The sequence below is a fragment of the Brucella sp. HL-2 genome, from assembly GCF_025846885.2.
In the GTDB taxonomy this organism is placed as follows: Bacteria; Pseudomonadota; Alphaproteobacteria; order Rhizobiales; family Rhizobiaceae; genus Brucella; species Brucella quorumnocens.
Genome location: NZ_JAOYTK010000010.1, coordinates 52,063 through 74,843 on the forward strand (window position 1 = coordinate 52,063; position 22,781 = coordinate 74,843).

The window sequence follows — 22,781 nt, forward strand, 5'->3', positions numbered from 1 at the left end:
TCAGGCGCTCTCTTTGAAGAGGACGCTCTGGTCGAAAAGGTAGCGATGGGAAAGCGGCAGGCTTGCAGCCCCCATTGCTTTGCCATGAACGCCTACTTTTCCTTCTACGATCTCAGGTGCTGAAAGCCCTTGCAGATCGATGCGCGTAAGCTCGAGTTTCGTCGCTTCAACGATCCGATGACGAACGCTTTCTGGTAGCCAGCCATCAATGATCGCCGCCGGAAAATCAATAACAGCTGCGGCGGCCACCGCAGCATGGGCCAGCCCGCGTGCTGCCAGCGCGATCCATTCGTCGAGCAAAGCGCCGAAGTTTGACCACCGCTCAGGCGAGAGCCAGAGATCATCTGAAGAAATATTGCTCTCCTGCAACATGCGTTCGAGCACAAAGAGCGAGGCGGTGTCGATCAACTGCATGGTTTCGCGCGCGTCATTTGTGCTGCGCATGCGCATGGGCATGGAACCGAGTGCACCAGCATTGCCGGTACGTCCGGGATAGAGTGTGTTGTTCAAAACAACGCCGCCGCCAATGAACGATCCGATGGAGAAATAAACGAAATCGGTGAATTCAGGCCCGCGCCCGAATGTCAGTTCCGCACCACAGGCTGCTGTTCCATCATTCTGCAGGTAAACCGGAAATGGCAGGGCTGAACCGAAATCATTGATCAGATCGGCATCAAGCCAGGCATTCATATCGGCGGCAGGTGCACCCACTTCCTCCACCCAATTCCAGAGCTCGAAAGGGAGCGCGATGCCAAGCCCGGCAATCCTTTCACGTTTGTCTGCATCAAGTGCGGCTGTAAACGCTTCAATGCTATCGAAGGAGAACTTGCGGATCTCATCTGGCACAGGCCAGCGATAAGTAATGTGGCGGCGCTGGCGGATGTTGCCAAGAAAATCCATCAAAATGATTTCGGCGCTGCGACGACCGATCTTGAGGCCAAAGGAAAAGACACCGTCTGCGGCAAGCCGCATGGGCATGGATGGCTGCCCAACCCGCCCGCGCACGCGTTCGCCCTGTGTGATGAGACCATCTTTTTCCAGCTCTCGGATGATCACGGAGATGGTTTGTGCAGATAATCCTGTTTTTCGTGCAATATCGGCGCGTGCCATCGAACCATGTCTGCGCACAAGAGCAAGAACAAGGCGTTCATTATAAGCGCGCACGCCAATCTGGTTGGAACCGCGATTGATGCTTGCTCCGGCTTGGGCAAATTGCGGCACGGCGGAGCCTGCCACGGCTGGTCCGCCGCGTTGATCAGAACCACGTTCTGAATTGTGCCTGACCATAACCCCTCCCAGGTCCCGCCTATTCTAAAGCGTGATCCCGCGCTTTAGCTTTTTGTTTGTACGCACGTCGCCCAAAACCGGTCTCCTCTTTTGAGAGACATGGTTTAACGTCGATTGGCCTATCTCATTCGATGCAGCAGAAAAAGCCCTCTTTTGTAGAACATATTAAATAAAAACATTAACTTAGACGGCGACTGTATTCGCACGACGCATTAGCTAAGTTCATTCTGACTGCCAGAGAGTGGCACAGCAGATTAATAAATCAAGTGGATTTATTAATTGACTCTCTCGGGAAGCCGTGTTTTGCTTCAGTCATGCCGGGGGAAGAGGAACCGGTTTCACTCTGGGAGGAGTTCATGAAGAAGACAGTTCTCTCGGCAGCATTTGCTGCCTTCACGCTTGGCGTTGCCGCTTCCGCAGTCGGGCCAGCCAGCGCTGCTGATGTTGGCGCGTGCCTGATCACCAAGACGGACACCAATCCTTTTTTCGTCAAGATGAAAGAAGGCGCGATTGCCAAAGCTAAGGAGCTTGGCGTTAATCTCAAGACCTATGCAGGCAAGATTGATGGCGATTCCGAAAGTCAGGTTGCTGCTATCGAAACCTGTATTGCGGATGGTGCCAAGGGTATCCTGATTACCGCTTCTGATACCAAGGGTATTGTACCATCGCTGCAGAAAGCCCGCGATGCTGGAGCGTTGATCATTGCACTCGATACGCCGCTGGAGCCAGCCGATGCGGCTGATGCCACCTTCGCAACAGACAATTTCCTCGCCGGTGAACTGGTCGGCAAATGGGCCGCAGCAACGCTTGGTGATAAGATCAAGGATGCGCGTGTTGCTTTCTTGAACCTCACTGCTTCACAACCAAGTGTGGATGTTCTGCGCGATCAGGGTTTCGCGGTCGGCTTCGGCATTGACCCGAAGGACAAGACCAAGCTCGGCGATGAAGATGATCCACGTATCGTGGGTCGCGACCTTACCGATGGCAATGAAGAAGGCGGCCGTCGCGCCATGGAAAACCTTCTCCAGAAAGACCCGACCGTCAATGTCGTTCACACAATCAATGAACCGGCTGCTGCTGGCGCTTATGAAGCATTGAAGGCGGTGGGACGTGAAAAAGACGTTCTCATTGTATCGATCGATGGTGGTTGTCCCGGCGTCAAGAATGTTGAAGCCGGTGTGATCGGCGCAACATCGCAGCAATATCCGCTGCAGATGGCTGCCCTTGGCATCGAAGCGATCAAGAAGTTCGCTGATACTGGTGAGAAGCCCAAGCCGACCGAGGGTAAGACCTTTGTCGATACCGGCGTGGCACTGGTCACTGACAAGCCTGTTGAAGGTGTGGAGTCAATCGACACCAAAACTGCCCTTGGCAAGTGCTGGGGCTGAAGCATTTTCCAAAAATCGGAACCGATTTTTGGAAAGCACGATGCGCAAATAAAATGAGTTAGAGCGTCCTTGGGTAGCGCCCGAAAGGGCGCACGGCGCTCTTACGCCGGGACTATTTGCTTTACGCATTCCCAGCAACACCGCTTCGTACGGTCGCTGGGAATGTTTTCAATGCCCTTCGCATCCGGCAGCTTTTCCGGGTGTTCTTGCACCAGATAGCAGGAGATTGACATGAGTGAGCCAGAGGCGACCTCCGCCCCCTTAAAGCCATCGATCCAGGAGTATGAAAGCACGCTGTCGCGAAGCGCGAGTGATGTTGCATCTTTTGATGATGGCGATCATTCGGTGCTCTATCGTCTCCGGCACTTTCTGCATCACAATCCAGCGGCTGTGCCACTAATTGTGCTCGTGATTTCGTTGCTGGTATTTGGCATTACGTTGGGTGGGAAATTCTTTTCTGCCTTCGCGCTGACGCTTATTCTCCAACAGGTTGCGATAACCGGCATTGTGGCGGCAGCACAAACATTGGTCATCCTGACAGCTGGTATCGATCTGTCTGTTGGTGCCATTATGGTGTTGTCCTCAGTCGTGATGGGACAATTTACCTTCCGCTATGGCTTACCTGCGGAAATTTCAATTTTGTTTGGTTTTGCGACCGGTGCGTTGTGCGGCTTTATCAATGGCTTTCTGATTGCATATGTCCGACTGCCACCGTTTATCGTTACTCTGGGCATGTGGCAGGTGATCCTCGCGACCAATTTTCTCTATTCGGCGAATGAAACCATTCGTGCGCAGGAAATTACCGCTGAGGCACCCATTTTGCAGTTCTTTGGTGAAAGCATTCGTGTCGGCGGCGCGGTCTTTACTTATGGCGTTATCGCCATGGTCCTGCTGGTGTTAGTGCTTTGGTTTGTCTTGAACCACACCGCTTGGGGACGTCACGTTTACGCTATTGGCGACGATCCGGAGGCGGCAAAACTGTCGGGCGTTTCGGTCAAACCGATCCTGATGTCGGTCTATATTCTGGCCGGACTTATCTGCGCGCTTGCTGGCTGGGCAATGATCGGGCGACTTGGTTCTGTATCACCGACCTCCGGTCAGTTTGCTAATATTGAATCCATCACTGCTGTGGTGATTGGTGGAATATCGCTCTTTGGCGGGCGTGGCTCTATCCTTGGCACAATGTTTGGCGCCTTGATTGTGGGGGTCTTTTCGCTTGGGCTGCGCCTTTGGGGCACAGATCCACAATGGACCTATCTCCTGATTGGCGTGCTTATTATCGCTGCCGTTGCTATTGACCAGTGGATCAGAAAGGCTGCCGCATGAAACCCTCAGTTACGCCTGTTCTTTCCGCACGTGGTCTGGTTAAGCGTTATGGACGCGTCACTGCCCTCGATCATGCCGATTTTGATCTTTATCCGGGAGAGGTTCTTGCCGTCATTGGCGATAATGGCGCGGGGAAGTCTTCGCTCATAAAGGCTTTGTCGGGTGCGGTTCGTCCCGACGAAGGCGAGATCATGTTGGATGGAAAGCCAGTGAGTTTCCATTCACCAATGGAAGCACGCAAGGCGGGCATCGAGACGGTGTATCAAAACCTTGCGCTATCTCCGGCCCTTTCCATTGCAGACAATCTCTTTCTTGGACGAGAAATTCGCCGCAAAGGGCCGCTTGGCTCATGGCTGCGGATGCTTGATCGTGGTGCAATGGAAAAGATTGCCCGCGAGAAACTCTCGGAACTGGGCCTGATGACCATTCAGAACATTGGCCAGGCCGTGGAAACGCTGTCAGGCGGACAGAGGCAAGGTGTTGCGGTTGCGCGCGCAGCAGCCTTTGGGTCCAAGGTCATTATTATGGATGAACCGACAGCAGCTCTCGGTGTTAAGGAATCGCGCCGCGTTCTGGAGCTTATTCAGGATGTGAAGGCGCGTGGTATGCCTATAGTGCTGATCTCACATAACATGCCGCATGTGTTTGAGGTGGCCGATCGCATTCATATCCATCGGCTTGGGCGCCGTCTGACGGTGGTTGATCCCAAGGAATATTCGATGTCGGATGCCGTGGCCCTGATGACTGGAGCGATGGCACCGCGCGCTGAGGCTGCCTGATCGTTGAACACGATATTGAGTGACAGCTGTGTTTTTCGACCTGGTTCAAGGGCGGAAGACACAATCCGCTTAAAATCACAAAATATCAGTCGAATTGAACATGTAGCCCTTACGAGAGGCTCGCAAACTGGTTAAACATGGCGCGAATTCTTTGGAAAAAATGTTCCAGAGAGGTGAAACCGTTACAAGGCTGGCCAATGTTTGAGTTTGATGACCCGCGATTTCGACCATTATGGACACGGGTATTAATCTCAGGAAGCTGTTTTGCCTGGACTGCATTCGAGTTCTGGATGGGCAGTGTCGGTTGGGCCATGCTTTTTGGTGCGATGGGCCTTTGGTCGGCGTTTCGGTTCTTTGTGACTTTTGATCCCGACAAGAAAAAGCAGGATTGAACCGGCAACTGGCCATTTAGGTTGCTACCGCACATTTGCGTGGAAACACTAAAATTCGCTTCAATGTTTGAAATAGAGCGGGTCATCGACTCGCTTTCAGGTTTTCCGCATGCTTATCGAGTGCGGAGATGACGTAGCTTATCCGTAATTAACATCATTTTAAAACACATTATCACATTTAAATCGTTATAATGTTATCCACATCATTGTGATGATATCAGAACGGTGTTACGTCCTCCGTGTCTCAGCCCACTATCGGGCGTGTCTTGAAGACATCCGCATGGAGATTGCCAGTAAATGAATTCCGTTTCCCCCGCTTCCAACGTGCTGCAACTGTTTCTTCTTCAGGAGCAGGGCGAATGACGATGGCAGGAAATTTTGCGCCACTGGTTCTGGCTGGTGATAGTGATCGCGTCGACGCTCAGTCCGTCGGAGAATATCTCGATAACTGGGCAGGTCAGGACAACTTGCGCCTAGCGACAAGCAATTCAATCAAGGCCATTCTTGCAGGATCGGGCCGCCTTGCTGGCCGCATCGCCCGTGGTTCGCTTCCCGGCGATCCGGGCAAGCTGGTTGGCGTTAACAGTGATCAGGATCAGCAGAAGAGCATCGATGTCGGTTCGCACAATCTCTTCGTTGAATTGCTGATCGCGGCAGGTGCTGCATCGGTTCTGTCCGAAGAAGCTGATCTGCCAGTTGCGGGTAAGGCCGATGGTCTGGTTGCCGTGGCAATCGATCCGCTTGATGGCTCCGGCAATGTTGGTCTTGGCGCGCCGCTGGGCACCATTTTCTCGATCTTCCCAGCGGATACGGCAGAGCCATTCCTTCAGCCCGGCAATCGCCAGCTGGCAGCAGGTTATGTCTCGTTCGGCAACTCTATTGATCTCGCCTTCTCAGTCGGCGAAGGCGTTCTTTTTGCGACGCTTGATCCGGTCAGCGGCATTTTCCAGATCACCCGCAAGAATGTGACTCTTCCTGAGCGCACGTCCGATCTTGCCTACAACGCATCCGTTTATCGTCATCTTTCGGCTGGCATGAAGGCCTATGTCGATGATTGCTACAACGGCAAGGATGGTCCGCGCGGACGCAATTTCAATATGCGCTGGTTGGGTGCAGCTGTCGGCGACATGCATCGCATCATGCAGCGCGGCGGCATCTTCTTCTACGTAGACGATGCGCGTCCGGGTTATGAAAAAGGCCGTCTGCGCCTCGTTTATGAAGCCAATCCGATAGCTTTCCTCAGCCAGCAGGCTGGTGGCAAGGCGACCAACGGTTCCACACCGATCCTCGATATCGTTCCCGAAACCTACCACGAGCGCAGCGCGCTGGTGTTCGGTGTTGCGGAAGAAGTCGACGTTCTCGGTGAGTATTACGCGCGTTCGCGCAACTAATTAGGAGATATTAACATGGCGCGTATTACGCTGCGGCAATTGCTCGACCACGCTGCTGAACACAGCTATGGCGTTCCGGCATTTAACATCAACAACATGGAACAGGCACTCGCCATCATGGAAGCGGCGGATGCGACCAATGCACCGGTAATCCTGCAAGCTTCGCGCGGTGCACGTTCCTATGCAAATGATATCATGCTGCGCCACATGATGGATGCAGTAACGGAAATCTATCCGCATATTCCGGTTTGCGTACATCTCGATCACGGCAATGAAGCTGCTACTTGCATGACTGCAATTCAGGCAGGCTTTACCTCCGTCATGATGGACGGCTCGCTCAAGGCTGACGGCAAGACGCCTGCTGACTGGGATTACAACGTCTCCGTTACGCGTCAGGTCAGTGAAATGTCCCATCTTGGCGGTATTTCGGTTGAAGGCGAGCTTGGTGTTCTCGGTTCGCTCGAAACCGGCATGGGCGAAGCAGAAGACGGCCATGGTGCGGAAGGTCAGCTGTCGCATGACCAGCTTCTCACCGATCCGGATGAAGCTGTCAAATTCGTGCGTGAAACCAAGGTCGATGCATTGGCAATCGCTATGGGCACTTCGCACGGCGCTTATAAGTTCAGCCGCAAGCCCGACGGTTCAGTGCTGGCGATGAATGTGATCGAAGAAATCCATCGTAAGCTTCCAAACACGCATCTTGTCATGCATGGTTCGTCTTCGGTGCCGGAAGATTTGCAGGAAATCATCAACAAGTATGGCGGCAAGATGAAGCCAACCTGGGGTGTGCCTGTTGAAGAAATCCAACGCGGTATCAAGCATGGCGTGCGCAAAATCAACATCGACACCGATAACCGCATGGCGCTGACGGGCCAGATCCGCCGCGTGTTGCAGGAAGATCCGAGCGAGTTCGATCCGCGCAAGTATCTCAAGCCAGCAATGGCGGCGATGACCAAGCTTTGCAAGGATCGTTTCGAGCAGTTCGGCACCGCTGGTCATGCTCAGTCAATTCGTCCGATCCCACTTGCGGATATGGCCAAGCGTTATAGCGATGGTTCGCTGGACCCGAAGTTCAGCTAAATCCATTCGCTTAAAAGCAAAAAAGCGGCGGGGAAACCCGCCGCTTTTTTGTGTTTCAAAGTGTCCGAAAATCAGCGCTTGTTGTACTTGGCGTCGACTTCGTTGATCGCATCAACATTGCCAGCCGAACGGCCGTTTTCGTCAAACGTCTGTGCAAGGAATGCATCAGCAATGGTCTTTGCAACTTCCGAACCGATAACGCGTGCGCCCATCGTGATGATCTGCGCATTGTTGGAGAGTGCAGCACGCTCTGCCGAATAGGTGTCGTGCGTCAGCGCTGCGCGGATGCCCGGAACCTTGTTGGCTGCAATGCAAACACCGATGCCGGTGCCGCAAACCAGAATTGCGCGGTCATAGGTGCCATCGAGAACTGCGGATGCTACGCGGTCCGAGAGGGTGGCGTAGAACGCATCTGCGCCAGCGTCCGTGTGGGAGATTTCGGATACTTCAAAGCGATCCTTGAGATGATCGGCAAGAACCTTGGCCAGACCTTCACCGGCGCTATCGCCTGCTACTGCTACTTTCATGGGGGAGACTCCTTTAATTGGATTGAATCTGTCTGGCGCACTTGTCCAGAATGTCGAGATAGCCTTCCACGTTCCATGCCGAACGGCCAATGAACAGGCCGTCGATATGCGGGCAGGCAATGAGTTCTTCGCAGTTGTCGGGATTGACCGAGCCGCCATAGAGGCAAGGCACGCGACGACCAAGGATACCTTCTGCAACAGCAATAATTTCGGCCTGGCGGGCATCGGCGTAATCTGCCGAGGCTGGAATGCCATTTTCACCAATCGCCCAGACAGGCTCATAGGCAAACAGGATTTCAGCTTTTTTCTGTTCGTCCGAAAGCTTGGAAAGTGCGCCGCGCACTTCTTCAGCAAGCACTTCCGCAGCGCGTCCGCTTTCGCGGTCTTCGAGCGTTTCACCAATGCAGATAAGCGGGATCAGGCCGTTACGCACGGCTGCTTCAACCTTTAGGCCAACAGTTTCATTGGTTTCACCGAAATGTTCGCGACGCTCGGAATGGCCGAGTTCGACGATATCGAGATTGCAATCCTTGAGCATCAATGGCGATATTTCGCCGGTCCATGCGCCCTGATCAGCCCAATGCATGTTCTGCGCGCCGACCTTGACGGATGTTTCCGACAAGATTTCCTTCACTTCACGAACATAGGTAAAGGGTGGAATGACAAAGCGCTGAATGTCCGCTGAACGACCAGCATCGGCCTCTTTCAGTACGGTCGCGAAAACGCGTGCTTCCGCAAGCGTCTTGTTCATTTTCCAGCTCGTACCAACCCAGAATTTGGCCAAGAATTTGGACATGCTCGAATGCTCTTTCTTATCGTGTTTTATTCTGCAATTGTCAGTTTGATGCCTGCCGGCTCAAGTTCGGCCACAAGTACATCGCCCGGTGATTTATCCGTAATGATGGCATCAAAATCGCCAAGGTCGGCCATCACATGCAAGGCCGTGCGGCGAAAACGCTGATGATTGACCAGCAGGCATGTGCGGGTTGCCGACGCAGTCATGGCGCGCTTGGTACGGACGACGTTTTCATCCATATGGTAGACGAGACGTCCATTGACCGCAGGCGCGGAAATGAAGGCAATATCTGCGCTGAGTTTTGACAGGGCTTCTTCGGTCAGTAGGCCAAAGAACGCATTGAACTTTGCCGAAAATACGCCGCCGAGCGCGATCAGATTGATGCCGCCTTCGCCCTTGAGATTTTCGATTATGACCGCATTGTTGGTAATCACCGTCAGCGGACGCTTTTCAATCAGCATACTGCCAAGAACTGCGGCGGTTGATCCATCATTGATCATGACGGTCATGCCGGGCTCAATGAGCTCCAGAGCGGCGCGGCCCATCTCGATCTTGGCTTCATTGTCCTGCTGAACACGAAAGCGGAAATCGCTCTCGAACTGAGAGCCGGCATCCATAGTCGCCCCGCCGCGCACTTTGCGCAGCACGCCGGACTCTTCAAGCGAATCCAGATCACGATGAATGGTCATCTTGGAGACTGCAAAACGCTCGGAAAGATCATCGAGATCGACTGCATGATTTTCAATCAGCAGATTGATGATCGCCTGTCTTCGTTCGTCGCGTTTCACGGAATTTCCGATCTCAGAACATGTTTGTTTATCGCACAAACTTAAATCACAAAATCACAAAACAATCCATATAAAATGTGATTTTGTGATATTTTGTTGATCGATGTTTATCGGGCCGTTTGCTACTGCAGAAGTACCTTTGCAGTGCGTTCATCCGTGATGAGGCCATAAAGACGACCGCTTTTCAGTACAGCGCGAATGGCTTCTGCCTTTGAAAGACCGCCTGCCAGACCAATGATGCGGCTCATATCGGCGTTTTCAACTGACGCAGCAATGGTTCGGGCCGTCAGCCCGGTTTCAAGACGCGTGCCATTGCTATCAAAGAAGTGACCAAGCATTTCGCCGACGGCACCACGCTCCGCGATCTCTTCCATTTCGGAGAGGTCGATCACACCGGAAGTGACGAGCTGTGCATGGGCATCGACTGTGCCTATACCGACGATTTTCAGCTCTGCACGGCAGCCCATTTCGAAAACGCTGGTCACGCCCTTTTGCGCCAGCAGCACTTCACGGTCTTCCGCAGTATTGGCGAAGAATGGCACCGGCATCACATAGGCTGGCCTGCCGGTCTTTTCAGCGATGCGGTGCATCACGTCATGCGGGTTAGCAGCAAAATTTCTGGTAAGGCCACCGAGCAGTGAGACGAACTGCAAATCCTTTGCGCCAACACGTGGCATGTGATTGACCGCCGCAGAAAGTGTGCGACCGTGACCAAGGCCGATCACCTCGTGATCGCCATGCTCGATTTCGCGACGCAGAAATTCTGCACCGGCATTGCCGAGCGATAGAAGAGGTAAGGCTTCTTCACCGAGATCAGGCGCGACTTCGCAATATTCGAGATTATATTTTTCTGCGAGCCGATTTTCGAGGTCGATACATTCGGTGATGTCACCGTCGATCGTCACTTTGACCGCGCCGTCAGCGACCGCCTTGGCAATAAGACGGTGTGCTTTTACGGAAGGTATTCCAAGCCGCTTTGCCACTGCAGACTGTGTCATCCCGGCGACGAAGTGAAGCCAGGCTGCACGAAGGGCTAAGGAATCGTCTGAATCTGCCATTTTCGCGCTGCCTGCTCCCGATTCTTTATATTTTTCCTATGCTTATATCTTCAGGTCCGCAGCGCCCGTGTCAATGTGCGGGGCCCAGAAGGCCACACTTTCCGCAATCTGTGGAATAACTTCACGGTCGTTCGGCTCACGTTCCTTGAACGACAGCTCAAGGCAGATTTCATTGTCCACCGCACCACCTTCGGCAAAGGCTTTGAGCAGCGGCTCCGGCTGAATGCGGCCCTTGGCGTTGAAAGCTGCAGTGAAAGGACGATGACCGCCCTTGTCCATCAGGCTCTGCTTGATGTGAATGATCGGCGAGACCTTGGGCACTGCTCGCGCCCATGCATAGGGGTCGAAATCATCCGGGTTCGACGAGGTCACATCGCCATGATCAATATCGGCCATCATCCACATCGGGATTGCCATATCGGCGCCGGTGAGGCGGTCCTGAAGCTTGATGCTTTCCGCTATAGTATCGCCAAATTCGCGGCCAATGCTCATTGGCTCCCAGAAGACATAGTCGAGTCCGGCTTTCGCAGCATGTTCCGCCACCTCGGCCCAACAGCCGATTGCGGTTTTGATCAGGTCTTCACGACAGATTGGATCGTCAAAATCTTTGTAAGTGAAAATCGCAAACTGCGTGCCGACTGACTTGCCGCCGAGATCACCGATGATATCGGCAAATGTCTTGAACCAGTCGACATAATAACGGCGCACTTCTGCATCCGGGTGGCCGAAATGGTTGAGACGACCATAAGGGCCGGTCATGCCGGATGTGACGCGAACGCCAGTGCGCTGCAGCGCCTTGTCCATATCGCGGGTGAGGCGACGAATGGTTGACGCCTGCCAGCTTGGATTGATGAACTCATGTGTCAGCTGGAGGTCGCGCAGGCGCAGATCACGCGCAACCGTTTCGATCAGATCATCCGGCTCTGCAAAGCGGTTCACAAGTGGATTGGTATTGAGCGATAATGTCAGAGCCATGATAACCTCAAGCAGAAACTTTGGCGTTGTCGAACCATGCGATGAAAGCAGCGCGTTCGGCTTCGGTCAGGTGCAAATAATGCTTGGTGCGGCGATAGAGAATGTCATTTGCCGTCTTCGCCCATTCTTTGGCTACCAGATAGCGAACTTCTGCTTCGTAAAGATTGCCGCCAAAATGCTTACCAAGGCCCGCAAGATCACTCACGCCAATGACAATGTCTTTTGTTCGCGCACCATAGAGGCGTCCATAATGCTGGACCAGCTTGCGCGGCATCCATGGATAGTTGTCACGCAGGCTGTTGGCGAAGGTTTCGTAATCCGCATTTGGAATTTCGCCGCCCGGTAATGGCGCGTCATGCGTCCAGTCGCCGCCCATTTTCGGGAAGATGTGCTTGAGGCGATGCATACCGCGCTCTGCAAGCTCGCGGAATGTGGTGATCTTGCCACCAAAAACGTTGAGCAATGGCGCGTCGTTGGTCTCATCCAGATCGAAAACATAATCGCGCGTAACGGCGGAAGGGTTGCCCTTGCCATCGTCAAACAGCGGACGCACGCCAGAGAAGCTATGCAGCACGTCTTCGCGGCGCAGCTTTTCCTTGAAATAGCGATTGACTGCGGTGAGCAGGTAATCAATTTCTTTTTCGTCTGCGCTGACGTCTTCGGCACGGCCTTCATAAGCGATATCAGTGGTGCCGATGAGCGCCTTGTCGCCTTCATATGGATTGATGAAGATCACACGCTTGTCGTGGTTCTGAACCAGATAGGCATTCGCACCTGACCAGAACTTTGGCACGATGATGTGGCTACCCTTGACCAGGCGCACATTGCGCGAAGAATTCGATCCAGCCACATTGGTGATAACGTCAGTAACCCACGGACCTGCGCAATTGACGATGCAGCGCGCGCGGAAGCTACGCACTTCGCCGGTATCCCGGTTCTTGGTTTCGACAACCCAGCCGCCTTTTTCGCGACGCGCGGACGTAACCGGCGTGCGGGTCAGAATGGTGGCACCTTTTTCGGCGGCACCTACGGCATTGAGCACGACGAGACGCGCGTCATCGACCCAGCAATCTGAATATTCAAAGCCCTTTGTATATTGATCAAGGATCGGCGTGCCTTCCGGGTCGCGCTTCAAATCTAGCGTGCGGGTGCCGGGCAGCTTTTTGCGACCACCGAGATGATCGTAGAGGAACAGGCCGAGGCGTACCAACCACGCCGGGCGATCCTGCGGGCTGTGCGGCAGAACAAAGCGCATCGGCCAGATGATATGCGGTGCGGCATTGAGCAGAACTTCGCGCTCGATCAAAGCTTCGCGAACCAGACGGAATTCGTAATATTCTAGATAGCGCAGGCCACCATGCACAAGCTTGCCGGAGCGGGAGGAGGTGCCTTCCGCGAGGTCGTCTTTTTCCGCCAGCACAACCTTGAGGCCGCGCCCAGCCGCATCGCGAGCTACACCCGCGCCATTGATACCGCCGCCAATCACAAACAGATCGTAGGTTTCCGGTTCAGCCATCTCATGCTCCTTCGGATGCCGGAACTCCGGCAAAATAATATGTAATTACAGCCGATTGTCGAATTATCTGTCGGCTGCAAGCTTGTCCCAGATGGGCGCCAGGGCTAGTCGGGCGTCCTTATAGGCGGTGAAAAGCTCTTCATAGCGCTGTGCCTGCGCGGCATCAGGCGCTTCGCCCGATCCGAGCAGAGGCGCGACCCATTCTGCGATGCAATCATCCATGCAAGGATAAGCGCCGATTGCGACAGCGGCCATCATTGCAGCGCCTGCAGCACCCGCTTCTTCGCGCGAGGAGACACGAACCGGCGCATTGACTGCGGCAGAAAGCGTGCTGCGAAGCGCACGTGAACGTGCAGCACCACCTGTCAGGCGCAGTTCCGCTGGCATGCCGCCCATGGCCGCATAACAATCGCGTGTTGCCATACCGAGACCTTCAACGACCGAGCGCACCAATTCAGGGAAACGGTCGCGGCTTGAAAGGCCGATAAAGCCCGCACGGGCAAAAGCGTTGACGAAAGGTCCGCGTTCTCCAGCTTCGGAAATATAAGGATGATAAAGCATCGCGCCGGGGCGGCTCATATTGAACCACTCATCAAGGCGGGGAATCAGATCGTTCAAGCTGACTTTTTTGTCTGCGGTCGACATGAGATCGGCTGCAATCTGCAAAATCCAGTCGATATTGATCGTCGCGCCCATATTGGTCTGAACCTGGGTGACAATACCCGGGATTGGCAGCGCAATCACATAACCTGTGCCTTCAGCATTCAAGTGAATGTCGGCAACTGGCTTTGCGCGCATATGCACGCCCGTCGATCCGATAGTCGAGCAACCGGCATCTGCGGTGCCGCAATAAACGCCAGCGCCAAGAGCCGTCATGACCATATCAACATAGCCGAGACTCACCGGCGTACCGGCCAGAAGACCAGTCGCAGCGGCCGCTTCGGGGGATAGCGGATGCTGTGTCAGAGTGCCGTCCACGATTTCGGGCAGCAGACCACGGCGCTTTTTCAGACCGAGCGCTTCAATAACCACATCGTCATATTGGCGATTGCGGAAATTGCCGAATGTGAAACTGGCTTCCGAAGGGTCTGTGGCGCGGACGCCGGTGAGATTGAGATAAAGCCAGTCCTTGCAGTGAAGGGCGACTTCGGCATTATCGAGCAGTTCCGGCACGAAACTGTCCATATGCGCCATTTGTGTGCCTTGCTGGCAGGTATTGAGGCCGGTTCCGGTCGCTTCAAAGCGCGCGCGGTTCATCGGGCCTGCTGCAAGTTTTGTGACAGTATTGGCGGCGCGCGCGTCGAGCCAGATCCAGGCATCGCCAACCGGCTTATTGTCGCGACCAACAAGCCATGTGCCGTCACCCTGACCGGTGACGGAAATAGCGGCAGTGCGCTCGCTTAAGCCGGGAACTTTTTCTGACAGGCGGCGCAATGCGCTTACGCAGTCTTCCCATGTCTGGGACAAAGACTGAGTCGCGGCACCATGTTCTCCGGTTTCGTATGTATTGCGGACAGCCGCCGATTCCAGTTGACGACCGCTAAGATCGAACGCCACTGCCTTGACGACGGATGTACCCGCGTCGATACCGATGATTATATCACCCTTACCACGCATGACTGAAATACGCTTTCCCAAAGTGCTCATTCAGGGACATTTGGATTCCTCCCGCGACTATAATTCTGTCGCTCGCGGCTCTTATTTTAATGAAAAAGAGCTGTTGCGTATGATCGAGATAACATAACGGTATCGAACTGTCTGTAAAATTTTCGTAGGTAAGCATTTTTTTTCAACAAAAGGTGATTGCCACGAAATTCTCGACCTGCAATTTCGCTCTTTCTTATATGGTTTCGTCGGTATTACGGCAGCGATTATGAGGTAGAAGAAAGTTATATATCTGTTTTTAAACGATAAATTTAGATAATCCCGTTGTGGGCGAAGTTGTATTGAAACAAAGTCGGCTCGCTGTACTCATCATCTAAAGCTGTCTTTTGACGATGGATTCCCTTGCCTTATTGTGAGTTTTTGGACTGCAATTGTTCGAAATGGGGCGAGTTTCAAAAACAGCTGATTGACAGATATTGGTGTTTATAACATGATTATTGAAGTTGATAACATGCCGCTATCATAGCATATGGTTGCGGCGCATCTGTTTCCAAGCTGCGCGGAGGGTCGGAGCCAGGGAACTATGTGGAGGTCGTTATGATTGAATTTCTCACTCCCATGGCCGCCTGTGCGAAAATCCGTTTAGCCGTCGCTGGCCGGGTGCCTTATCGCGGGTGCAGTTTACAAGCGGTGTAAGTTCCGCCGCGTAATCCGTTTTTTACAACGACAATCCGGCAGAATTTGCTGAAGGCGTTTGATTATGAGTACACAAGCTAATCAAGTTTCACAGAAGCCAGCCAAGCTGAACCGCGCAGTCCTTTGGAGTGTGGTCGCTGCGGTGGTGGTTGTCGGTGCGATTGGATTTGACACCAAGGTCGTGAAGATCGGTTCAGATGCCGACGTGCGCCAGCAGGCCTTCTCCCCTGAAGCCTACGGCGCTACGGAATTTCCGAAAGTTAAGGCAAGCGTTGAAGAGCGCGCCGCCGATGCAGTTGAAGTTGGCAACGCACTTGCTGCTGACAAGGATGCCGCCGGCAAGAAGTATGGCGTTGGCAGTGTGAACCCGGTCATTTCGATCAAGTTCACGGGCACCGTTGAAGAGCGCAAGTCGAACTATAATGTCATCAAGGTCGATGGTTTCCCTGAAGGCATGGCAATCCGGGTCCAGACTGGTCCGGCCGTAAATGGTACTGATTTGCGCGATGCAACTGGCACGATCGAATTTGGTCAGTTCAAGAATCAGATCGAATTCCAGAATGCAGGTTCTGCTCTCAACAATGAGATGAAGAAGCAGGTTCTCGAAGGTGTTGACGTCAACAATCTCGTTGGCAAGACAGTGTCGGTGACGGGCGTTTTCAAGCTGGTCAATCCGAAGAACTGGCTGGTTACCCCAGTGGGGTTTGAAGTAAAATGACACTTCAGACCAAAATTGAAGGCAAGCACGGCGAAGTCGTTCTTTCCGCACATGACGTAGCCAAGGCTTATGGGCGTATCAACGCGCTTAAGGGTGTGAATTTCGAAATCCGTCTCGGTCAGGTCACCACGCTTTTTGGCGAAAACGGTGCTGGTAAGTCGACGTTGATGAAGGTTCTGTCTGGTGTTATTCAGCCGACCTCTGGCACGATTATTCTCGATGGTGAACCGGTTTCGTTCAATTCCTCCTCGGAAGCGCGCGATCGCGGTATTTCGATCATTCACCAGGAACTGAGCCTCGCGCCCAATATGAATGTGCGCGACAATATCTTCATGGGTCGCGAAATTCGCGGTTCAACCGGTGTCAATTTTGCGGAAGAAGAACGCCTGACCCGCGAACTTCTGACAGAACTCGAAGAAGATATCGATCCGCTCACGCCTGTCGAAGAGCTTCGTCTCGGCCAACAGCAGGTCGTCGAAATCGCACGTGCACTTTCGGTCAATTCCCGCATTCTGATCATGGATGAGCCGACTTCGGCGCTCAGTGCATCGGAAGTTGAAGTGCTGTTCAAGGTCATTCGTGATCTGACAGCGCGTGGCGTGGCGATTGTTTACATTTCTCACCATCTCGAAGAAGCCCTGCAGATCACCGATCATGCCGTGGTGCTGCGTGATGGTGCGATGACCGCTTATGCACCGCGTGCTGAGATTGATCTTGAATGGATCGTTCGCAACATGGTTGGCGAGAACTTCGATCTCGGTTCGCCTCCGACCGGTTACGAATGGGGCGATGTCGCTCTCTCGGTTGAAAACCTCACAGTTCAAGACCCAACAGGCGGCGATTTCGCACTTGTCGATAATATGTCGCTGAAAGTCCGCGCTGGTGAGATCGTCTGTATCTATGGCCTGATGGGTGCCGGTCGTACCGAGCTGCTTGAAACTGTTGCAGGACGTCTCAAGGCCAGTGCTGGTAACATTCTTCTCAAGGGACAGGATGTGGCTGGCCTCACGATTGCACAGCGCATCGACAGAGGCCTGGTCCTGGTCCCGGAAGATCGTCAGCGCGACGGTCTAGTGCAGACCATGACGGTTGGCCGAAACCTTTCGCTTGCAAGCATTGGCGAAATGACGAAAGGCCTTTTCACGTCAACGAAACGTGAGAAGAACATCGTCGATCAGTCGATTAAGAACGTTCACATCAAGACGGACGGTGGCGACGCCGCAATCGGCTCGCTCTCAGGCGGCAACCAGCAGAAGGTCGTTATCGGCAAGATGCTGGCGACTGAGCCAAAGGTCATTCTGCTGGATGAGCCAAGCCGCGGTATCGACATTGGTGCGAAGGCCGAAGTGTTCAAGCTGCTGGCTGAAAAGGCCAAAGACGGACTTGCGGTCGTCTACACGACATCTGAAGTCGGCGAATGCCTCAGCATCGCTCATCGTATCATCGTTATGCACCGTGGACGCATCTCAGCCGAATTCGGTTCTGATGTCTCCAAGGAAAAGATCATGGCCGCCTCGGGCGAGTCCCTGGTTGGTCACTAAAGCATTTCCAGCAAAAGTGCGACGCGGTTTTGCGTTGGATAATGCGAAAAATGCCAGAGCATAATCCTGAGACGTCGTTCGACTTTTCAGACAAGGTTATGGGTTAAAACAAAGAGTTAGAGCATCGGTTCGGTCTTACCGCCCGCAAATGCTGTTGATTATGGAGCACTGATAGAATGTCAGTCACGAGCACAAAAGAAAAGGCGGCGTCCACTGGGACAAAGCGCAAAACCAGCATCGTGCATTTGCTGCTCGAAGGCCGTGCGTTCTTTGCGTTAATCGCGATTATTGCGGTCTTCTCGTTCCTTTCGCCTTATTATTTTACAATCAATAACTTCCTCATCATGTCATCGCATGTGGCCATTTTCGGCCTGCTGGCAATTGGCATGCTGCTGGTTATTCTCAATGGCGGTATCGATCTTTCGGTCGGTTCAACACTCGGTCTTGCAGGTGTTGTTGCTGGCTTCCTGATGCAAGGTGTCAATCTTCCGGAACTGGGTATTATTCTCTATTTCCCGGTTTGGGCGGTTGTCCTCATCACCTGTGCTTTGGGTGCATTTGTCGGTGCCATCAACGGTGTTCTGATTGCTTATCTACGCGTTCCGGCCTTCGTGGCAACGCTCGGCGTACTGTATTGTGCACGCGGTGTGGCACTTCTGATGACCAATGGTCTGACCTACAACAATCTGGGCGGTCGCCCGGAACTCGGTAATACCGGCTTTGAGTGGCTCGGCTTCAATACGCTTTTTGGTGTGCCGATCGGCGTGCTTGTACTGGCTGTTCTCGCCATCATCGTTGCAGTCGTGCTGAACCGCACGGCATTTGGCCGCTGGCTCTATGCGTCCGGTGGTAATGAACGCGCAGCTGAACTTTCCGGCGTTCCGGTCAAGCGCGTACAGATCTCGGTCTATGTGATCTCTGGCATTTGTGCCGCAATCGCTGGTCTGGTTCTGTCTTCACAGCTGACTTCGGCAGGCCCAACCGCCGGCACCACTTACGAACTGACGGCAATCGCCGCAGTCGTAATCGGCGGCGCAGCACTGACGGGTGGTCGCGGTACCATTCAGGGTACGCTTCTGGGTGCTTTCGTTATCGGCTTCCTCTCCGATGGCCTCGTGATCATCGGCGTATCATCCTACTGGCAGACTGTTTTTACCGGTGCGGTTATCGTGCTCGCAGTTCTGCTCAACAGCATTCAATACTCCCGGCGTTGATAATTACGGTTCCGCCCACCGTTCCGGGCGGAGCTGGTTCTTCGGGGGTATCGAAAGGTTCCAAGACGGCGATATCAGTTTGAAATTTCGCCCACTGGAAATGGTAACGCCGGGCAACCGGCATAACTCAACGATAATTTTTACGGGAGTGAGACATGTTTAAGAAGGGTATGCGCGTTCTGTTTGCTGCTGCTGCAGCACTGCCGCTTATTGCCAGCTCGGCTTGGGCCGAAGGTCTGATCTCAATCGTGGTCAACGATCCTTCGAACCCATACTGGTACACCGAAGGCGAAATCGCCAAGAAGACCGCTGAAGGCCTCGGCTATTCTGCTGTTGTTGGCGGCCACAAGGGCGACACCAACACCGAAAGCAACCTGATCGACACCGCGATCACCAACAAGTCGGTCGCGATCATTCTTGATCCAGCCAATGCTGACGGCTCGGTTGGCGCAGTCAAGCGCGCTGTTGCAGCTGGCATTCCAGTGTTCCTCGTAAACGCTGAAATCAATCAGGAAGGCCTTGCAAAGGCACAGCTCGTTTCCAACAATGCACAGGGTGCTGCACTTGGTGCAACGCAGTGGGTTGAGAGCGTTGGTGAAGAAGGCAAGTATGTTGAGCTGTTCGGTTCGCCGTCGGACAACAATGCCGCCACTCGTTCGAACGGCTATGAAACCGTTCTTTCGCAGTACCCAGACCTCGTAAAGGCTGGTCAGGATGTTGCCAACTGGAACCGTACTCAGGGTCACGACAAGATGCAGGCTTTGCTTCAGGCAAATCCAGACATCATCGGCGTTATCTCCGGTAACGACGAAATGGCTCTCGGTGCAATCGCTGCTCTGAAGAAGGCTGGCAAGCTGGATAAGGTTAAGGTTGGCGGTTTCGACGGTTCGCCCGACGCTGTTGCGGCCATCAAGGCCGGTGAACTTCAGTACACCGTTCTGCAGCCAGTTGCGATCTTCTCGGAAGCTGCGGTCAAGCAGGCCGACAACTTCATCAAGACCGGCAAGACCGGCGTTGACCAGGAAAAGCAGCTTTTCGATTGCTTCCTGATCACCAAGGACAATGTAGACAAGTACACTGCTCCTTTCGTTCTTGAACAGTAAGACCTGACAAGATGGGGCGCGGGCTTGATCCCGCGCTCCACTCCGCATTTTTCGTACCGATGCTATGAATCGGGACCGGTCAATAAACTGAGCGGGCTGGGGACGAGTGGTAAGCATGGTCACAAGCAACAAAGCAAGCATAGACAACCTGATGACAGAGCAGGTGCCGAACGATAGCCGGCACGCACGTCAGTTGGTTCGCCGCCAGCAGATTGCTGAAATGATTATGTCCGAAGGATCGGTAAGGATCGAAGATCTGACCGAACGTTTCGGCATCAGCCTGATGACTGCGCACAGAGATGTTGACGAACTCGTCAGTCGCGGTCTGTTTCGCAAGGCGCGCGGCGTTGTTTCCGCAGCACCGACTAGCCTTATTGAAGCGAGCGACCTCTATCGCGTCGCACGTCAGTCCGAAGAGAAGAAGCTGATCGCGGAAGCCGCGATGCAGTTCGTAGAGCCGGGCCAGGCCATCTTCTTCGACGATTCCACAACGGTTCTTCAGATGGTGCCTTACCTGCCGGGCAAGGGGCCGCTGACGGTCATTACCAATTCGCTGATCCTGATGAATGAAGTACGCGACATCAAAGATGTCACGCTGCTTGGTCTCGGCGGACAGCTTTATAACTGGTGTAACGCCTTTGTTGGCGGCATGACCATTCATGAAATTCGCCGCCTTCGTGCGGATGTGGCATTCATTTCGATCGCGGCCATAACTGATGATCTGCTGTTTCACCAATCGCCGGAAATGGTCGAAACCAAGCGCGCCATGCTTGATTGTGCAGCAAAGCGCGTGCTGCTTGCTGATCACACAAAGTTCGAGCGCCGCGCATTGCATAATTTCGGCGCGCTTACCGATTTCGACGTCGTGATTGTCGATGAAGAGACACCTTTCGCGCATATCGAACGCATGCAGGCGCAAGGCATTAACGTCGTCGTCGCCCGCTCGGGTGGTTCAAAAGAATAAGCCTAAACGCTTGAGAGTTTAACGCGCATCTTAGTCCTAAACCCGTTCTACACTTTTTGGGATGCGCTCAGCGCATACATATCAGGAAATACGATCCATGCCGTCTCTGTTGGGAATTGATAGCGGACTGACCGTCACCAAAGCCGTATTGTTCGATATTGATGGCACAACGCTTTCTGTCGCCCGTCGCCGTGTTGCGCAATCCTTCCCACGCCCCCGCCATGTCGAGCGCGACATGGATGAATTCTGGAATGCGACTGCGGATGCAATTGCTGAAGCACTCGCAAAAAGTGGACGCCCTGCATCTGACATTCTAGCCATTGCCACCACCGCCCATGGTGACGGCATCTACATGCTCGATAGGGATCGCCGCCCGCTTGGTAAAGGCATTCTGTCGCTGGATAGCCGTGCCGTTGATGTGGCTGAGCGCTGGGTGAACAGCCCTGTCGCAGAACAGTCGATTGCGATCACCGGTCAGCTGCCGCACGCCTCTGCACCGTCCGCCATTCTGGCCTGGGTTAAGGAAAATGAGCCTGAACGCTATGGGCGCATCGGGCATGTGATTGCGTGTAAGGATTGGCTGCGTTTCTGCCTGACGGGCGAAGTCGGCACTGATCGTACCGAGGCATCGACGTCTTTCACTGATTACAAAACGCAAGACTATTCGAAAGACGCGCTCAAACTTTTCGGCCTCGAGGCACTTTGGGATGCGCTGCCGCCGATGTCGCGCTCGGATGAGATCATTGGCGGTGTTTCGCAAGAATGCGCAAACCGTACCGGGCTTGTTGCTGGAACACCTGTTGTTGGCGGCCTGCATGATGTGACCGCTTCTGCGCTGGGTGTTGGCGGTCTCAAGATTGGTACAGTTGCGGTTGTTGCCGGGACCTACTCGATCAATGAAACACTGTCGTCGAAGCCCAATGTCGATAAGAGTTGGTTCTGCCGCAATGGGATTGCGCCGGGAGAGTGGAACAATATGTCCATCTCGCCTGCTTCGACTGCAAATTACGACTGGTTCCTCGACAAGCTCTGCCCGGCGGAACGGCGTGAAGCGGAAGAAACCGGTCGGGCGATCCACGACATGCTGCGTCCGGAGATCGATGCTGCTTTGGCCAAGCCGTCGACAGCGCTATTCCATCCTTATTTGTTTGGCTCGCCATATGGTGCGATGGCAAGCGGCGCGTTCTTCGGTCTTCGCGGCTGGCAGGAACGTGGCGATATGCTGCGCGCTGTTTGGGAAGGCATTGCCTTCAACCACCGCATTCATGTCGATCATCTGAAAGAAGGCTTTGCAATTTCCGCAGCGCGCCTGACAGGTGGTGTTTCGCGCAGCCCGTCATTCGCACAGATGTTTGCCAATGTGCTGGGTATGCCGGTCACAGTCACTGAAACGGATGAAGCGGCTGCATGGGGGGCTGCTCTATGTGCAGGCAAGGGCGCGGGCGTTTTCACAGATGTTTATAGCGATCCGCGCGATCTTGATGCAATTGGCCGGACCTACACACCGGATGCGGTGCGCAGCGAGCAGTATGAAAAGCGCTATGCGCTGTTCAGGGAAATCGCATCTGCGCTTGGACCGATCTGGCCCAAGATCGACGCCTTAACAGATTGAAATATGCCGCGCTCGTTTGCGCGAT

The 22,781-nt window shown here is 53.8% G+C and carries 20 protein-coding genes; 12 read left to right on the forward strand and 8 right to left on the reverse strand.

Going from position 1 to position 22,781, the window contains the following annotated elements:
• On the reverse strand, window positions 1-1,287 hold the full coding sequence (locus OIV19_RS13105) for an ROK family transcriptional regulator (protein WP_264231911.1): 1,287 nt from the start codon (window positions 1,285-1,287) through the stop codon (window positions 1-3).
• A 356-nt stretch (window positions 1,288-1,643) separates the two neighbouring features.
• On the opposite strand from OIV19_RS13105, the gene OIV19_RS13110 reads away from it, so the two are divergent.
• The 6 genes from OIV19_RS13110 to fba all read left to right on the forward strand — a co-directional run bounded on the left by OIV19_RS13110 (window position 1,644) and on the right by fba (window position 7,643).
• Entirely contained in the window at window positions 1,644-2,675 is a 1,032-nt protein-coding gene (locus OIV19_RS13110; RefSeq protein ID WP_191793093.1) for a sugar ABC transporter substrate-binding protein, read from the forward strand.
• A gap of 231 nt (window positions 2,676-2,906) precedes the next feature.
• Window positions 2,907-4,001 (forward strand): ABC transporter permease, encoded by a 1,095-nt coding sequence (locus OIV19_RS13115; protein WP_151092604.1) that lies wholly within the window; start codon window positions 2,907-2,909, stop codon window positions 3,999-4,001.
• Window positions 3,998-4,780, forward strand: coding sequence for an ATP-binding cassette domain-containing protein (locus tag OIV19_RS13120; RefSeq protein ID WP_151092606.1), 783 nt, complete (start codon window positions 3,998-4,000; stop codon window positions 4,778-4,780). The genes OIV19_RS13115 and OIV19_RS13120 overlap by 4 nt, the downstream gene beginning before the upstream one ends.
• A gap of 137 nt (window positions 4,781-4,917) precedes the next feature.
• Complete coding sequence (locus OIV19_RS13125; RefSeq protein WP_264231912.1) at window positions 4,918-5,172, forward strand: hypothetical protein; 255 nt, start codon at window positions 4,918-4,920, stop codon at window positions 5,170-5,172.
• Between the two features lie 359 nt (window positions 5,173-5,531).
• Window positions 5,532-6,563 (forward strand): class 1 fructose-bisphosphatase, encoded by a 1,032-nt coding sequence (locus tag OIV19_RS13130; protein WP_264231913.1) that lies wholly within the window; start codon window positions 5,532-5,534, stop codon window positions 6,561-6,563.
• A 15-nt stretch (window positions 6,564-6,578) separates the two neighbouring features.
• The gene (gene fba, locus OIV19_RS13135; protein ID WP_151092610.1) at window positions 6,579-7,643 is read left to right on the forward strand and encodes a class II fructose-bisphosphate aldolase; all 1,065 of its coding nucleotides are present in this window, start codon (window positions 6,579-6,581) and stop codon (window positions 7,641-7,643) included.
• 71 nt (window positions 7,644-7,714) lie between these two features.
• Here the strand turns inward: fba and derI are convergent, their stop codons facing one another.
• The 7 genes from derI to OIV19_RS13170 all read right to left on the reverse strand — a co-directional run bounded on the left by derI (window position 7,715) and on the right by OIV19_RS13170 (window position 14,920).
• On the reverse strand, window positions 7,715-8,170 hold the full coding sequence (gene derI, locus OIV19_RS13140; RefSeq protein WP_151092612.1) for a D-erythrulose-4-phosphate isomerase: 456 nt from the start codon (window positions 8,168-8,170) through the stop codon (window positions 7,715-7,717).
• A gap of 13 nt (window positions 8,171-8,183) precedes the next feature.
• Window positions 8,184-8,954, reverse strand: coding sequence for a triose-phosphate isomerase (locus OIV19_RS13145; protein WP_264231958.1), 771 nt, complete (start codon window positions 8,952-8,954; stop codon window positions 8,184-8,186).
• A gap of 38 nt (window positions 8,955-8,992) precedes the next feature.
• Complete coding sequence (locus OIV19_RS13150) at window positions 8,993-9,754, reverse strand: DeoR/GlpR family DNA-binding transcription regulator (protein ID WP_151092614.1); 762 nt, start codon at window positions 9,752-9,754, stop codon at window positions 8,993-8,995.
• 122 nt (window positions 9,755-9,876) lie between these two features.
• Window positions 9,877-10,812, reverse strand: a complete 936-nt coding sequence (locus OIV19_RS13155) for a sugar-binding transcriptional regulator (RefSeq protein ID WP_151092616.1) — start codon at window positions 10,810-10,812, stop codon at window positions 9,877-9,879.
• Window positions 10,813-10,854: 42 nt separating this feature from the next.
• Window positions 10,855-11,787 carry a TIM barrel protein gene (locus OIV19_RS13160; protein WP_264231914.1) on the reverse strand — a complete coding sequence of 311 codons (933 nt, stop codon included), beginning with the start codon at window positions 11,785-11,787 and terminating at the stop codon, window positions 10,855-10,857.
• 7 nt (window positions 11,788-11,794) lie between these two features.
• Entirely contained in the window at window positions 11,795-13,303 is a 1,509-nt protein-coding gene (locus OIV19_RS13165) for a glycerol-3-phosphate dehydrogenase (protein WP_264231915.1), read from the reverse strand.
• Between the two features lie 63 nt (window positions 13,304-13,366).
• On the reverse strand, window positions 13,367-14,920 hold the full coding sequence (locus OIV19_RS13170; protein ID WP_264231959.1) for an FGGY-family carbohydrate kinase: 1,554 nt from the start codon (window positions 14,918-14,920) through the stop codon (window positions 13,367-13,369).
• Window positions 14,921-15,668: 748 nt separating this feature from the next.
• Between OIV19_RS13170 and OIV19_RS13175 the strand changes: the two genes are divergently transcribed.
• The 6 genes from OIV19_RS13175 (at window position 15,669) to OIV19_RS13200 (ending at window position 22,756) form a co-directional block, all read left to right on the forward strand.
• Window positions 15,669-16,322 carry a DUF2291 domain-containing protein gene (locus tag OIV19_RS13175; RefSeq protein WP_191793095.1) on the forward strand — a complete coding sequence of 218 codons (654 nt, stop codon included), beginning with the start codon at window positions 15,669-15,671 and terminating at the stop codon, window positions 16,320-16,322.
• The gene (locus OIV19_RS13180) at window positions 16,319-17,863 is read left to right on the forward strand and encodes a sugar ABC transporter ATP-binding protein (protein ID WP_264231916.1); all 1,545 of its coding nucleotides are present in this window, start codon (window positions 16,319-16,321) and stop codon (window positions 17,861-17,863) included. The genes OIV19_RS13175 and OIV19_RS13180 overlap by 4 nt, the downstream gene beginning before the upstream one ends.
• Window positions 17,864-18,039: 176 nt before the next feature.
• Window positions 18,040-19,077: an ABC transporter permease gene (locus tag OIV19_RS13185; RefSeq protein WP_151092626.1), complete on the forward strand. Its 1,038-nt coding sequence runs from the start codon at window positions 18,040-18,042 to the stop codon at window positions 19,075-19,077.
• Between the two features lie 155 nt (window positions 19,078-19,232).
• Complete coding sequence (locus OIV19_RS13190) at window positions 19,233-20,180, forward strand: D-ribose ABC transporter substrate-binding protein (protein WP_095445619.1); 948 nt, start codon at window positions 19,233-19,235, stop codon at window positions 20,178-20,180.
• A gap of 115 nt (window positions 20,181-20,295) precedes the next feature.
• Complete coding sequence (locus OIV19_RS13195; RefSeq protein WP_095445620.1) at window positions 20,296-21,144, forward strand: DeoR/GlpR family DNA-binding transcription regulator; 849 nt, start codon at window positions 20,296-20,298, stop codon at window positions 21,142-21,144.
• A 97-nt stretch (window positions 21,145-21,241) separates the two neighbouring features.
• Complete coding sequence (locus OIV19_RS13200; RefSeq protein WP_264231917.1) at window positions 21,242-22,756, forward strand: FGGY-family carbohydrate kinase; 1,515 nt, start codon at window positions 21,242-21,244, stop codon at window positions 22,754-22,756.
• Window positions 22,757-22,781 lie beyond the last annotated feature (25 nt).

Excerpts from the sequence above, each read along its gene's own strand:
- OIV19_RS13120 (WP_151092606.1), top strand. The coding sequence starts at position 3,998 with ATGAAACCCTCAGTTACGCCTGTTCTTTCCGCACGTGGTCTGGTTAAG.
- OIV19_RS13190 (WP_095445619.1), top strand. The coding sequence starts at position 19,233 with ATGTTTAAGAAGGGTATGCGCGTTCTGTTTGCTGCTGCTGCAGCACTG.
- OIV19_RS13195 (WP_095445620.1), top strand. The coding sequence starts at position 20,296 with ATGGTCACAAGCAACAAAGCAAGCATAGACAACCTGATGACAGAGCAG.
- OIV19_RS13130 (WP_264231913.1), top strand. The coding sequence starts at position 5,532 with ATGACGATGGCAGGAAATTTTGCGCCACTGGTTCTGGCTGGTGATAGT.
- OIV19_RS13105 (WP_264231911.1), bottom strand. The coding sequence starts at position 1,287 with ATGGTCAGGCACAATTCAGAACGTGGTTCTGATCAACGCGGCGGACCA.
- OIV19_RS13170 (WP_264231959.1), bottom strand. The coding sequence starts at position 14,920 with ATGCGTGGTAAGGGTGATATAATCATCGGTATCGACGCGGGTACATCC.
- OIV19_RS13165 (WP_264231915.1), bottom strand. The coding sequence starts at position 13,303 with ATGGCTGAACCGGAAACCTACGATCTGTTTGTGATTGGCGGCGGTATC.
- derI (WP_151092612.1), bottom strand. The coding sequence starts at position 8,170 with ATGAAAGTAGCAGTAGCAGGCGATAGCGCCGGTGAAGGTCTGGCCAAG.
- fba (WP_151092610.1), top strand. The coding sequence starts at position 6,579 with ATGGCGCGTATTACGCTGCGGCAATTGCTCGACCACGCTGCTGAACAC.
- OIV19_RS13160 (WP_264231914.1), bottom strand. The coding sequence starts at position 11,787 with ATGGCTCTGACATTATCGCTCAATACCAATCCACTTGTGAACCGCTTT.
- OIV19_RS13155 (WP_151092616.1), bottom strand. The coding sequence starts at position 10,812 with ATGGCAGATTCAGACGATTCCTTAGCCCTTCGTGCAGCCTGGCTTCAC.
- OIV19_RS13175 (WP_191793095.1), top strand. The coding sequence starts at position 15,669 with ATGAGTACACAAGCTAATCAAGTTTCACAGAAGCCAGCCAAGCTGAAC.
- OIV19_RS13125 (WP_264231912.1), top strand. The coding sequence starts at position 4,918 with ATGGCGCGAATTCTTTGGAAAAAATGTTCCAGAGAGGTGAAACCGTTA.
- OIV19_RS13115 (WP_151092604.1), top strand. The coding sequence starts at position 2,907 with ATGAGTGAGCCAGAGGCGACCTCCGCCCCCTTAAAGCCATCGATCCAG.
- OIV19_RS13185 (WP_151092626.1), top strand. The coding sequence starts at position 18,040 with ATGTCAGTCACGAGCACAAAAGAAAAGGCGGCGTCCACTGGGACAAAG.
- OIV19_RS13200 (WP_264231917.1), top strand. The coding sequence starts at position 21,242 with ATGCCGTCTCTGTTGGGAATTGATAGCGGACTGACCGTCACCAAAGCC.
- OIV19_RS13180 (WP_264231916.1), top strand. The coding sequence starts at position 16,319 with ATGACACTTCAGACCAAAATTGAAGGCAAGCACGGCGAAGTCGTTCTT.
- OIV19_RS13110 (WP_191793093.1), top strand. The coding sequence starts at position 1,644 with ATGAAGAAGACAGTTCTCTCGGCAGCATTTGCTGCCTTCACGCTTGGC.